This is a genomic window from Francisella salina (assembly GCF_000219045.1).
Taxonomy (GTDB): Bacteria; Pseudomonadota; Gammaproteobacteria; order Francisellales; family Francisellaceae; genus Francisella; species Francisella salimarina.
The window spans coordinates 139,335-151,791 of the sequence record NC_015696.1; the positions used below are offsets into that span (position 1 = coordinate 139,335).

A 12,457-nucleotide genomic window follows, 5' to 3' on the forward strand; every position below is an offset into this window, starting at 1 on the left:
TTAGCGTCCATTAGAAATAAAGTAATCTATCTCAACTTTTATTCAAAGATTTGATTATGTGAAACTATTTTCTAAATGGATATTTATATTATTTCTTTTTACCACAGTAAAAGTATATGCTGGCGAGTCTGCTGAGCAAGCAAGCCTGTCAAAACAGGAAATGCAAATAATCTCTGATCTTCAAAAGCAAATATCTATACTTAAGCAAGAAATAGGTAAGGTGCAGTCTCAAAATACAGGTGTTAATAATAAGTCACAGTTTAGTACGTATCGCCAGAAAATAGCTAATGAAAATTTCAATCAACTTGGGCTAGATGGAGTAACTCCACAAGATATTGCTTCTAATATAGCAAGCGATGGTAAATCACTAGGTGATAGTACAGGTTCTCAAGGAGTCTTTGTATCAAATGGTAGAATTGATGTCGGTGGGACACCTGCAATTACGACTCAAGGTCAGATAACTTATTTGGGATCATATTCGGGTAACAACAGTATTCCGATAGGAATGATTTCAAGTAATCTTTTTGCATCGACAATATTGGGACAAAGAGATACTTTTGATGATTACTCAGTATTTTTTGGTGGGTACATAGAAGCAGATGCTCAAACATGGTTTGGGAGTCAGATAAGTAGAGCAGGTGGAGCCCCAAATTTTCCAGCTAATGGACAAAATATTTATTTAACTAATTCAAAGTTATATTTTTTATCTAACTTAGGTCATTATGTAACAGCCCAATTTGATTTTGATACAGATGAGACAGGAGGTTTTGGCTTAGGGAATGCATTTGTTATCTTCGGTAATTTAGATACATCACCATTTTTTGTTACTGCTGGTAGAAGTAAGCTTTCGGTAGGGTCTTATGGTGGCGGTGGACCATGGACTAGTGGTATTATCGATGAGTTTTTATCGCCTGATAAGGTTACTAATGTTTCGTTAAACTATAAGAATGATATTATAAACACTAATATAACAGTTTTTGGCTCTGATGATAAAAGAGCCAATTTTTCTGCTGGATTTTTCTATACGGATTCTTGGACTCAAGACTTATCTGTTGGTTTTAATGCTGGATATGTTTTTAATATTGCTGGTGCTGGTAATGATAGTATCTCTCAATTTTTGGATAATATAGGAGAGAGTGAAAAGAATATTGGTGTGTTAAATTTTGATGGTACTTTGGCATATTCAATGCTTGGGGGTATCTGGCAATTACAGGGTGGATGGTCAGCTACAACCAATAAGCAGGATTTCCACCAAAATGGTTCTAGCGTAAATACTGGAGCATGGTATTTAGGTGTGGCTTATGCTCTTACCTTAGGTGGGAGAGATACGAACTTTAACGTTACTTATGGGCAGTCATATAATGCTGAAAATATACCTATGCCAACATCAAATGCATCTCCAACATTTGGTCTTACATCTTCAGGAATTAAGAATCAAATTATTGCCTCTGCACAGAGAGCATACTTTGATGATAATGTTTTATTTGGTCCGGAATATTCATATCAGCGACTATATAATGGAGAGCATATGAATACATTAACGTTGGATTTATCTGTATATATATAGACTAAAAACTATAAAGTGTTTTAGCCTGTCAAGATCATAGTGTGTTTATGATAGAATACTGTTAATGTATGTTTCATTATTTTTATTTTCCAAAGAGATTTATTCGATGTGTACTAAGAATTATTTAATCACAGGCGCTAGCTCAGGTATAGGTAGAACTGTTTTAAAGCAGTTAGTATCGCAAGGCTATACTGTTTACAATATTGATATTGTTACTCCAGAAGAAGTTCTTGAAAAAGAGATATTTATTAAGTTTGATTTGTCTAACTATAAGGATATTGATGTTATTTTGCCAAGCGGTATAGACTTTGATGGGGTATTCTTTAATGCTGGAATTCATCAAAGTGGGTCGATATTTTCTCAGTCTTTGGATGAAATAAATAAGTGTATATCAATTAACTTAATGTCTAGTGTGGTCATTTTGAAATCTTTGGCTGAGAGTATTAAATCAGGAGCGTCTATAGTTTTTAATGGTTCAGATCAGTGCTTTGTTGGTAAAACGAATAATTTCGCGTATGGTTTGACTAAGGGGGCAATTGCTCAGATGACAAAATCATTGGCACTAGATTTAGCACCTAAAAATATAAGAGTAAATACTGTTTGTCCTAGTACTACAGATACTCCACTGTATAGAAAGGCAATAGAAAAACACTCTTTAGTAAGTGGAACTGATTTATCCGATATTGAGAAAAGTGAGGCAAAAGAAATACCTATTAACAGAGTAGCCACTGCAGAAGAGGTTGCTAATGTTGTGATTTTTCTTCTGAGTGACAAAAGTTCATTTATGACTGGATCTTTAGTTCCGGTAGATGGGGGCTATACGGCGAGGTAAACTTTATGCAAAAAATAATAGACTCACACATTCATTTTTGGGATATTGATAATGGTTACAATAGATGGGTCAAGGATACCGATTTGCCTACAAAGGTATTACCGTCTGATTTTAAAATAGATAACTTTGTACATATAGAAGCTCATACTGAAGATATTGATCATTTATGTGAATATAAGTGGTTAGTTGCTAATTTTAGCAACAAAAATATAAAAGTTATTGCATTTGTGGACTTTACACAGAATGTGCAATCATTCGAACAAAAAATAATTGAATTATCCTCTTGTAAAGATATAGTAGGTGTTCGACAAATAATGTCTAAGGATTCTGGTGCTAAATATAGCCCTTTTGATAAAGAAATTCCATCAGACTTGTTTGAAAAATTAGTCATCTTAAAAAAATATAATATGATATTTGAATGTCAGATGTATCCTCAACAGTTTGTTAGTGCTGTGTCAGATATTCTTAGATCAAATGTGACTTGTTGTGTTGAGCATTTTGGGCTACCTATAAAAACAAGAAATGATAACCTTCTGTATTGGAGAGATTTGCTTAGGTATGTTGATAATAATCAAAATCTATATCTAAAGCTGTCAGGAGGAGATCTAAATAATGACGAGGACGATATTAAAGAGATCTTAAATGAGGTAAAAGATTGTGTTGCTACATCAAAACTTTGTTATGGTTCTAATTACCCTGTATCAAATAAAGATAATTATAATAAATGGTTTAATATAGTTTATAGCACATTTGCAGATGCTAAATCACAGCAAGATATATTCTTTAATACCGCTAATAAGTTGTATAGATTTAACCTTTAGTAGAGACTTTTGTTGAAGTATAGATATTTTTGAAGAAGATTAGATATATGCTTGTATAAGCTGTTATAAATATCATATTAATCGTGAAGTTTGACCAATACATAGTCCATAGAACACTTTTGTCTTTTATCATAATTGGGAGCATTACTATATTGTTTATTAGGATAACTATCGCAACACTTATTATAGTTGAGAAGAAGATATTATTTTTTAAGAGTTTCTTATAAATCCAACTAAAAATAGAAACTTCTGCTAGATTTGTCACAAAGGTGCTTAACATTCCTGATAAAAATAACAGTATTGTCGGCTCAGCGATTTGGTGTATAGCGCTTGATCTTATGTGATTATTATCTCCGATTATAGATATATCAGCCAAATGAAAAAATGATGATGAATAAACGCCAAAAGAGTATATGCCATCCATTACCATAGCTAGAATTATTAATTTATAAGTGTTTTTTAGGCCATAAATTATTGAACAAACATCTAACACGACAAAAATTCCCGCATATACCAAAGATGATTGTGTTATTACTAGGTGAATACCTAAAAAATTAATATTTATAGTGTTAAGAAAAAGTGGGTCACATAATATTTTCAATGTGATAAAAAGAGCAGCAGGAGTGATATATTTTATAAATTTATTTGACTCTAAATTATTAAGGTTAGCAACTTCCATAGTAATGATATTTGTGTTAAAACGCTATAAATTGTATATTTTTTGCATAAGAAATACGACAAAAATATTTGGTGTTTATATTTTAGAGTTGGGCATAGTGTGTTATCACATTGATAAAAAAACTAATATGGATATAATGTTTAAAACTATATTATTAAATATTCAATTAAGGCTATATTTTGGATAATAGTTTGGAGCTATTTCTGCATTCATCTAATTATATTTTATTAGCGTCTGGCTTAATATTGTTTTTTGCGATTGTATCTCAGTTTTTATCATGGAGGCTAAAACTTCCTTCAATACTATTTTTGATCCTTAGTGGTATTATTCTAGGACCTTTATCTGAGGTAATATTTCAAGAGGGATTTAAGCTCGTAGATGGTACTATTATTTTTGGTGAAGCATTGTCTCCATTTGTATCAATTTGTGTGGCTATTATTCTATTTGAAGGTAGTTTATCTCTTAACTTTAGTAAAATTAAGAGTGTTAGTAGTGTTGTGATACTTTTGACTACTGTAGGGTTGGGAATTACTGTAATACTTACGGCAATGTTCTGTTATTATGTCATTGGTTTAAATTTAGAATTGTCTATGCTTATAGGCGGTATTACATGCGTAAGTGGGCCAACTGTTGTACCACCACTAATGAGAACTGTTAGACCCAAAAGACATATTGCCAGTATTCTAAAATGGGAATCTATACTTGTAGATCCGATAGGTGCATTAGTAGTTGTTTTCATGTTGGCATGGTTTGTTATTGGTGGTAACTATGCGAGTCAGCCTAATGGAACAAGTATATTTATAGCATATATAATTTTTGTATGTATTTTAGGTATAACTTCAGGTTTTGTTTTTGGTTATCTTATAGGCTTGAGCTTTAGAAGACATTATATTCCTGAGTATCTAAAAAGCTTTTTTGTATTAGCCGTAATAGTGGTAGGTTTTATAATAACTGATGCTATGATGCACGGTGCAGGATTGTTGATGGTAACAGTTGCTGGTCTTGTGATGGCTAATATGAAAGATATAAAAATGTCTGATATTTTGTCATTTAAAGAAAATCTAAGTATTGTTATTATCTCGGTTCTTTTCATTGTATTAGGAGCAGAGATAGACTTTAGTTTATTCAAGGATTATTGGTTAGACTTAATAGAGGTTTTCTTATTTTTGCAGTTTATTTTGCGCCCAATTGTAGTTCTATTATGCTCTATTAAATCTAAAACAACTTTCGCAGAAAGAATTGTCATGGGGATTATATATCCTCGAGGTATTGTAGCGGCATCGGTAGCAGCATTAGTTGCTGTAAGAATTACTAAATCACATCCTGAGCTATATAGTGAAGCAAATACTTTAGTATTTTTTGTCTTTATGATAATTGTTTTTACTGTGGTTTTTCAGAGTATATTTACTCCATATATTTCAAAATTACTTAAGGTTACAGAGCCTGAAGGTAAAGGATTTTTGATAATAGGTGGAAATAGGTTTGCACGTGAATTAGCAGAGGTGTTGGTCAAGAATGATATTGAGGTTGTAATTACTGATTCATCATGGGCAAATGTCCAGAAGTGTCGTCAGCTGGGTTTAAATACTTATTATGGTAGTCCTGTATCAGCTCATGCTGATTGGAGTATTAATTTGGTAGGTATCGGGGCGATGCTAGGATTATCTACAAGCGAGTATGTAAATGCTGTGTCCGCAATGAAGTATAAATATGAGTTCGGGTCAAATAATGTTTTTGTATTAAGAGCATCTCAGAAAGAAAGCTACAAAGGTATAGGATCGATAGAAACCAATCTAGCAAATCTGCTATTTGATGAAGGAGTCGATTTTAATACCTTGATAGATAGGCTAAATCAAGGAGCTTCGATTAGAAGTACAAATATTACTCCTAACTATCCACTAGAGAAGTTCTTTAAAGATAATCCTAATGCTATAGCACTCTTTATTATTGATGATAATGGTCACGCTCAACCATTTGATAAAGATAAAAGACTAAGATTTGATAGCTATAGTTTGGTATCATTAAGGGATGATGTTAATAAGGCTAGAGATCAGTTATGTCTAGATGTATAAGAAGTTTTAATGGTAAAGTACCTAAAATTGATGAGTCTGCTTATGTTGATGAATCAGCAGCTGTAATTGGTGATGTTATTTTAAAAGAGAATGCATCAGTATGGCCACAAGTTAGTGTTAGAGGAGATCTTTTGACAATAACTATTGGAAAGGGGACTAATATTCAAGATTGTAGTACACTACACACTACAGAATATCCAAAAGATTCAGGTCAAGGATATCCACTAACCATTGGAGATGATGTAACAGTAGGTCATGGTGTGATATTGCATGGTTGTGAGATCAAAAATAATTGTCTAATAGGCATGGGATCTATAATTCTTGACGGAGCTGTTGTTGAACCTTGGGTCTTCTTAGGTGCTGGAAGTTTGGTTCCTCCAGGTAAAGTTCTAGAGTCTGGTTATATGTATTTAGGGTCGCCGGTCAAAAAGATTAGGCCAATCAGTGATCATGAAAGACAAATTATTAAAGAAAATGCTGAGCATTATGTTAAAGTCAAAAATAGATATAAAGCAAAAAATTAGATTAGTATTAACTCTGATTTTCGTATTGTTATTAGTATCGTGCACTAGCGTGCAATCTAGTATTGCTCCAATAAATGATAATATGAAATTTGATCAAAAATTGACATCTGAAGAGCTTTTGCAATTAAATAAGTGGCAGGCAAAAGGAGTTATTGGGATTATTTATAATAATCAGGCGGAGTCTGCTAATTATGTATATGCTCAAGATGGTGATAATTTCAGTATTAGCCTGTATGGTCCTTTGGGTATAGGAAGTGTTGAAATAAAAGGAGATGCTGATGAGGTATCGCTTGAAAATAGCAAAGGTCAGAAGATAACGGCTAAAGATGCTAAAACTTTAATGCTGGAGCAATTAGGCTGGTATGTTCCTGTTGATGGACTTAAGTACTGGATCAAAGCTATAGCTATACCAAATATTAAACATAATACAGAGCTAAACTCAAAAGGGTTGCTAAGTAAATTATCTCAAAATGGCTGGGATATTTCTTATCAAAATTATGAGTTAGTTGATTCTAAGTATCCGTTACCGGCTAAAATTAGAATGTCTAGAGAGAATATAACGTCAAAGATTGTTATAAAGTCATGGCAAATATAGAACCCAAAAACTATCAAAGTTATGCAAAAATTAATTTGTTTTTGCATATATTAAATAAGCGAGATGATGGATATCATAATTTACAAAGCTGGTTTACATTTTTGGATCTAAAAGATCATCTTAGCTTTAGGTTTAATAATTATAGTAAGATTGAAATTACAAGTAATATACAAATAGCTTCCCAAGAAGATAATTTGATTTATAAAGCTGTTAAAGAGTTTCAAGAGGCTTATAATATTGAGAATATCGGAGTTGATATTGATATTATCAAAAATATACCAATGGGTGCTGGTCTCGGTGGTGGAAGCTCAAATGCAGCAACCACTTTAATAGCATTACGAGATTATTACTTACCTGAGCTATCAAATGAGGAGATGATACCTTTAGCTAAAAAGCTTGGAGCAGATGTGCCGATATTTCTGTATGGCAGATCAGCATGGGCTGAAGGGATTGGGGATATTTTATACTCTAAGGAATTTGAGCAACAATATGCACTATTAATTAAGCCTAATATTCATATTAGTACCAAAGAGTTTTTTGAAAGTGAGAATTTAGCTAAGACGAAGGATATATTATCAAAAGATCTGAGCTTTGATACTAACACTATGCATAATGCTTTTGAAAATATATTCTTTACAAAGCATCCTGAGTTTAAGCAATATTTGTATAGTATTGATGATGGTTTTAGAATGACAGGAACTGGATCATGCTTTTATCTACTTTCTAATAATATTAATAAACTACAGCAACTTGCAAGAAAATTTGATAAACCTCTTGACAAATGGGTGGTCAAAACATTAAACTATGCCTACTAACTTTCGTTAGTGCTTATGTTGGGCTATCGCCAAGCGGTAAGGCAACGGGTTTTGATCCCGTCATGCGCAGGTTCGAATCCTGCTAGCCCAGCCATAAAAATTCAATATTGTATACTTTAATTGTTCTGGTCAAAAATATCAGTACTATATATTGATCGAATAAATAATATATAAAAATTTTGCAGAGATGGCCTATTAATCGTTATACTATTTGCATAGATAAAATTATTATACGGAATTAATATGTCTACACAGTATCATATCGGAACGCCTGGTAGAAAATGGGGCTCTGAAGAAAAAAAACAATGGTTATCTGAGCAAAGCAAAAAAAGATCGTATCAAGAAGAAGTTGAAAAAAAGATTTTAGCATTATCAAATGATTTTGATATCGATGTCTATGGAGAATTAGATTATTTAGTAGGCAGCTATAAGTTGTATGCACTTAAAACTAAAAACTGGGATGCTAGTAAGCCTTATGTTTTAGTTACAGGTGGAGTGCATGGCTATGAAACAAGTGGTGTACAAGGAGCTATTAGTTTTGCTGCAAATAGAGCTAGAGAGTTTGCAAGTGATTATAATATCTTGATCCTGCCTTGCTTAAGTCCTTGGGGATATGAAACAATTAACCGCTGGAATCCTAATGCTATGGATCCTAATAGATCATTCTATCTGGAGAGTGGTTGTGATGAGTCGGTTCTTGCAATGAAATATATTAACTCATTGAATATTGAACTTCTGATGCATATAGATTTGCATGAGACAACAGATACTGATGATAGTGAATTTAGACCAGCATTAGCAGCTCGTGAGGGTATAACTATAGATAAGTGGGGTATTCCAGATGGATTTTATTTAGTTGCTAATAATAGAAATCCACACTATGATTTCCAGAAATATATAATTGATGCAGTAGCTAAAGTTACTCATATTGCTCCTACTGATCCTAGCATAAATATATTAGGTGATGATATTATCAGAGATGGGATTATGGCTTGTGATTCAGACAAAGAAAAATTATGCATGTCTTTATCAAAAGCTGAGTATACAACTACGACTGAGGTTTATCCAGATAGCCCAAGAACAAATCCTCAAGAATGTATACTTGCTCAAGTAGAGGCGATAGTTGCAGGTTTGAACTTTATTAGCCAGCAAAGATAAAAGGAAAATATAAATGTTAAATGGTTTGATTAATGTAGCGACTTTTTTGATAGATATTGTCTTTGGCATTTATGCTTTTATACTACTGTTTAGATTTTTCTTACAGTGGGTAAAAGCAGATTTTTATAATCCAATTTGTCAGATGATTATGCGTGCGACAAATGCTGCTATATTACCTCTCAGAAAATTTATACCAGGATTTTTGAATCTAGATTGGTCATGTATAGTAGCTGTGTATATTGTTTTTGTGGTGCAGGACTTACTTGTAGGCTTATTAAATGGTATTGGTCTTAGTTTGATGTTTATTTTCTTTAAACCGCTGATTGATATAGTTTTTGCAGTTATTAATATGTATGTATATTTGATAATAATAAGAGCAATATCTAGTTGGTTTGTTCAAGGAGGCTATAATCCAATTATTATGGTTATATATCAAGTTACGGAGCCATTATTATCAAGAGCTAGAAATATAATCAAACCAACTAATTCAGGATTTGATTTTTCTCCAATTATTGTATTAATTGGTCTATTTTGTATTCAGATATTCATACAAAGCATTATTGCACAGTTTTTTCATTACTGATTAATAGCATGTAGAGTCGAGCTAATATCTTTAATAACTATTCTAGTTGAATCACATTCGAGATCACGAGGATAGTTAAGTTCTATAGTTTTTTCTGATGCTATACGTCCTGGATTACTATCGAGAATTATTACTCTATCTGCCATATTTACAGCTTCTTCAATATTGTGTGTAACAAGAACAATGGCTTTTGTCTTAGCCTGACCAGTATGCCATAGACGCATAATGTCATCTCTTAAAGTTTTGGCAGTGACTATATCAAGTGATGAGAAAGGCTCATCAAGAAATAGAATCTCTGGCTCAATCATTAGTGCTCTAGCAAATCCCACGCGTTGTTTCATGCCACCAGAGAGTTCGCTTACATAGGCATCCTCAAAATCATTTAAGCCAATCTTTTTGATAATCTCTAGAGCTTTAGGTTTGCTTTGTGATCTAGGTATACCAAGAGAGTCTGCACCAAAAAGAACATTTTCTAAAACATTTAGCCATGGGGAGGGCAAAGTTTTGAAAAACCATGCCGATGCTTTCTAAAGGACCATCAATAGCCGAACCCTTATAAAAAAGTTTTCCAGAAGTTGGTTTTAATAGTCCGCTTAATATTCTTACAAGACTAGATTTGCCTGCTCCTGATTTGCCAACTATAGCGATTATCTCATTTTCTCTTACTTTTAAAGTTAGATTTTCAATTACTCTTTTTATCTTGCTTATAATCTAGGCAAATATCGTAGCAATTTATTAACGTGTTATTTTTAAATTCAGTCATGTTCATTCTCCTTTTAGATATTTATGGATTAGTTACATTTGTATTTTGTTTCAGCAAGTTTATATAATGGCTTCCAGATAAATATCACACACAAAGCCACTAATGAGCACAATGCAACTACTGCTAGGGCTGCTTCATGAAGTTGGTTATTGCCTGTTGTGGTAGATACCAGTGCACCAATTCCATCTACCTTAATAGTATTTGAGCCCCATATTACCAATTCAGCTGCAATTGCCGAGTTCCAAGCGCCACCTGCAGCACTAATAATTCCGCAGACTATATATGGAAATACAGCAGGTATTGCAAACTTAAACCACCATTTCCAACCTTTTAGATGGAAAGACTTTGTCATTTCTATTATTTCTGTAGGCAGGCTAGAGACACCCGCAATTACATTAAATAGTACATACCAAGAGGTTCCTGTCATTATTAATGGAATACACCAAACATTTAGCGATCCACCACCGCCTAATATAAGTACAGCAACAATCGGGAAAAATATCGGTTGTGGTATTGCTGCGCCTATTTGTATTATTGGTTGAATAGCTTTTGTACGTTTGCTCGACATACCTATCCATATACCTAATGGTGTGCATATAGCGACACTTATCATCATGGAGATAGTCACACGAACAGTTGTCTCTATCATCAGTGGTATCAAATAACTCATATCACCATTTGGGAAGAAGTGCCACAGAGCATTACCTGCCCATACACATGCTGAGATAATTACTATATACCAAGCAGTACAGCTAAGCTTTTTCAATATCTTGATATCTCTAATCGGTGATTTGAGATTAATTTTTTTATTTAAAAAGCTAGCACCATTAATTAACCAAAATACAATAGTGCTGAAAATTGGCTTTATAGTATTTACAAGTTGAGATTTTTTATATGAGCGATAAAGCCAAGGGCTATCTGTAGTTTTATTGTTGATAGATTCGTATTTGAACTTCTCTGACCATTTGACTAAAGGTCTAAAAAGTAGCTGATCAAATAGAGCTATATTAATGATAATGGCCACAAGAGCATATAAGATAGCTGTTATATTTGAGTCAGTTAATGCCAGTACTATATACGAGCCTATACCAGGTAAGCTAACATCGCCTGTGATAGTCGGGATAGCTTCACTAGCTGTGATAGCGAACCAAGCAGCTGATTGAGAAACCATAATATTCCAAAGTAAACCAGGTACCGAATAAGGTAGTTCAATCTTCCAAAATTTTTGCCATGCGTTGAGTTTGAACGCAGTTGCAGCTTCTGTTAGCTCTGCAGGGACTATTCGTATAGTTTGGTATAAGATTAGTGCCATATTCCAAGCTTGAGATGTAAATATCCCAAAGATTGCTGCAGCTTCTAAACCCATAATTGAGTGTGGAAATAGAAAAATAAAAAACGCGGTGGTAAATGTCAAAAATCCTAATAAAGGTGCAGATTCTAGGAAATTTATGATTGGCAAACATACTCTAGCGAAGTGTTTATTCTTAGCGCATGCATATCCAGCTATCAATGCAAAAGCAAATGAAAATATCATACCTATAATCAATCGCATAGTAGTACGCAACATATAGTATGGTAAGTGGCTTGGATCAAGTGATATTGCTGAAACTGATGAAGCATCAATAAATGATTGATGCATATCATTCCAAGCATAATAAGCTAGTGCGCTAACAACTAATATTAAAGCTACTATAATCACATCAGCTTTATTTGGTAGAAATCTCTTTTTTGTTATTGTATAACTTGCGAACATTATTATTCTCCTTAGTAATCGAATCAAGTTATCTTAGAGTTACTAATTTTGTGATTATATGAACTTATAGGGCTTATATATCTTAATGGCTATAAAAGTATTACAAGTCTATTTCTAATTCATTATCTTGAATTAAATAAATAGACTATTTTTAAGTAATTTAGCTTTAGATACAACTATCCCTATACAGACAACCTAAGGATATATTTGGTTAAAAATAGCCCTTGAGCTGATTACACAAAATTAGTTATATGAAGTTAGTTGTGACTAACAACTCGGAGGTTGTAGTGTGTGA

General features: G+C 33.0%; 11 protein-coding genes, 1 tRNA gene and 1 pseudogene. 10 read left to right on the top strand and 3 right to left on the bottom strand.

What is annotated here, in order from left to right; all coding sequences use genetic code 11:
• The first annotated feature begins 58 nt into the window (after positions 1–58).
• The 3 genes from F7308_RS00655 to F7308_RS00665 all read left to right on the top strand — a co-directional run bounded on the left by F7308_RS00655 (position 59) and on the right by F7308_RS00665 (position 3,220).
• Complete coding sequence (locus tag F7308_RS00655) at positions 59–1,567, top strand: DUF3573 domain-containing protein (RefSeq protein ID WP_013921925.1); 1,509 nt, start codon at positions 59–61, stop codon at positions 1,565–1,567.
• A gap of 106 nt (positions 1,568–1,673) precedes the next feature.
• Positions 1,674–2,399, top strand: a complete 726-nt coding sequence (locus F7308_RS00660) for an SDR family NAD(P)-dependent oxidoreductase (protein ID WP_013921926.1) — start codon at positions 1,674–1,676, stop codon at positions 2,397–2,399.
• Positions 2,400–2,404: 5 nt separating this feature from the next.
• A complete protein-coding gene (locus F7308_RS00665; RefSeq protein WP_013921927.1) occupies positions 2,405–3,220 on the top strand; it encodes an amidohydrolase family protein in 816 nt (271 codons plus the stop codon).
• On the opposite strand, the gene F7308_RS00670 is transcribed toward F7308_RS00665, so the two are convergent.
• Positions 3,210–3,899 (bottom strand): VUT family protein, encoded by a 690-nt coding sequence (locus tag F7308_RS00670; protein WP_013921928.1) that lies wholly within the window; start codon positions 3,897–3,899, stop codon positions 3,210–3,212. The genes F7308_RS00665 and F7308_RS00670 overlap by 11 nt on opposite strands.
• A 179-nt stretch (positions 3,900–4,078) precedes the next feature.
• Between F7308_RS00670 and F7308_RS00675 the strand changes: the two genes are divergently transcribed.
• The 7 genes from F7308_RS00675 (at position 4,079) to F7308_RS00705 (ending at position 9,646) form a co-directional block, all read left to right on the top strand.
• Complete coding sequence (locus F7308_RS00675; RefSeq protein ID WP_013921929.1) at positions 4,079–5,971, top strand: cation:proton antiporter; 1,893 nt, start codon at positions 4,079–4,081, stop codon at positions 5,969–5,971.
• Positions 5,956–6,495 (top strand): gamma carbonic anhydrase family protein, encoded by a 540-nt coding sequence (locus F7308_RS00680; protein WP_013921930.1) that lies wholly within the window; start codon positions 5,956–5,958, stop codon positions 6,493–6,495. The genes F7308_RS00675 and F7308_RS00680 overlap by 16 nt, the downstream gene beginning before the upstream one ends.
• Positions 6,458–7,090 (top strand): lipoprotein insertase outer membrane protein LolB, encoded by a 633-nt coding sequence (gene lolB / locus F7308_RS00685; protein WP_408610307.1) that lies wholly within the window; start codon positions 6,458–6,460, stop codon positions 7,088–7,090. Before F7308_RS00680 ends, lolB begins: the two co-directional genes overlap by 38 nt.
• Positions 7,078–7,905 (top strand): 4-(cytidine 5'-diphospho)-2-C-methyl-D-erythritol kinase, encoded by an 828-nt coding sequence (gene ispE / locus F7308_RS00690; protein ID WP_013921932.1) that lies wholly within the window; start codon positions 7,078–7,080, stop codon positions 7,903–7,905. Before lolB ends, ispE begins: the two co-directional genes overlap by 13 nt.
• A gap of 19 nt (positions 7,906–7,924) precedes the next feature.
• Positions 7,925–7,999: transfer RNA gene (locus tag F7308_RS00695), tRNA-Gln, on the top strand.
• Positions 8,000–8,148: 149 nt separating this feature from the next.
• Positions 8,149–9,063 carry a M14 family metallopeptidase gene (locus F7308_RS00700; RefSeq protein ID WP_013921933.1) on the top strand — a complete coding sequence of 305 codons (915 nt, stop codon included), beginning with the start codon at positions 8,149–8,151 and terminating at the stop codon, positions 9,061–9,063.
• 13 nt (positions 9,064–9,076) lie between these two features.
• Entirely contained in the window at positions 9,077–9,646 is a 570-nt protein-coding gene (locus F7308_RS00705) for a YggT family protein (RefSeq protein ID WP_013921934.1), read from the top strand.
• On the opposite strand, the pseudogene F7308_RS00710 reads toward F7308_RS00705, so the two are convergent.
• Positions 9,640–10,409: pseudogene (locus F7308_RS00710) on the bottom strand (ABC transporter ATP-binding protein). The gene F7308_RS00705 and the pseudogene F7308_RS00710 sit on opposite strands and share 7 nt — an antisense overlap.
• Positions 10,410–10,437: 28 nt before the next feature.
• Positions 10,438–12,162, bottom strand: a complete 1,725-nt coding sequence (locus F7308_RS00715) for an ABC transporter permease subunit (RefSeq protein ID WP_013921936.1) — start codon at positions 12,160–12,162, stop codon at positions 10,438–10,440.
• Positions 12,163–12,457: the final 295 nt, after the last annotated feature.

Excerpts from the sequence above, each read along its gene's own strand:
- F7308_RS00660 (WP_013921926.1), top strand. The coding sequence starts at position 1,674 with ATGTGTACTAAGAATTATTTAATCACAGGCGCTAGCTCAGGTATAGGT.
- ispE (WP_013921932.1), top strand. The coding sequence starts at position 7,078 with ATGGCAAATATAGAACCCAAAAACTATCAAAGTTATGCAAAAATTAAT.
- F7308_RS00670 (WP_013921928.1), bottom strand. The coding sequence starts at position 3,899 with ATGGAAGTTGCTAACCTTAATAATTTAGAGTCAAATAAATTTATAAAA.
- F7308_RS00680 (WP_013921930.1), top strand. The coding sequence starts at position 5,956 with ATGTCTAGATGTATAAGAAGTTTTAATGGTAAAGTACCTAAAATTGAT.
- lolB (WP_408610307.1), top strand. The coding sequence starts at position 6,458 with ATGTTAAAGTCAAAAATAGATATAAAGCAAAAAATTAGATTAGTATTA.
- F7308_RS00705 (WP_013921934.1), top strand. The coding sequence starts at position 9,077 with ATGTTAAATGGTTTGATTAATGTAGCGACTTTTTTGATAGATATTGTC.
- F7308_RS00715 (WP_013921936.1), bottom strand. The coding sequence starts at position 12,162 with ATGTTCGCAAGTTATACAATAACAAAAAAGAGATTTCTACCAAATAAA.
- F7308_RS00700 (WP_013921933.1), top strand. The coding sequence starts at position 8,149 with ATGTCTACACAGTATCATATCGGAACGCCTGGTAGAAAATGGGGCTCT.
- F7308_RS00665 (WP_013921927.1), top strand. The coding sequence starts at position 2,405 with ATGCAAAAAATAATAGACTCACACATTCATTTTTGGGATATTGATAAT.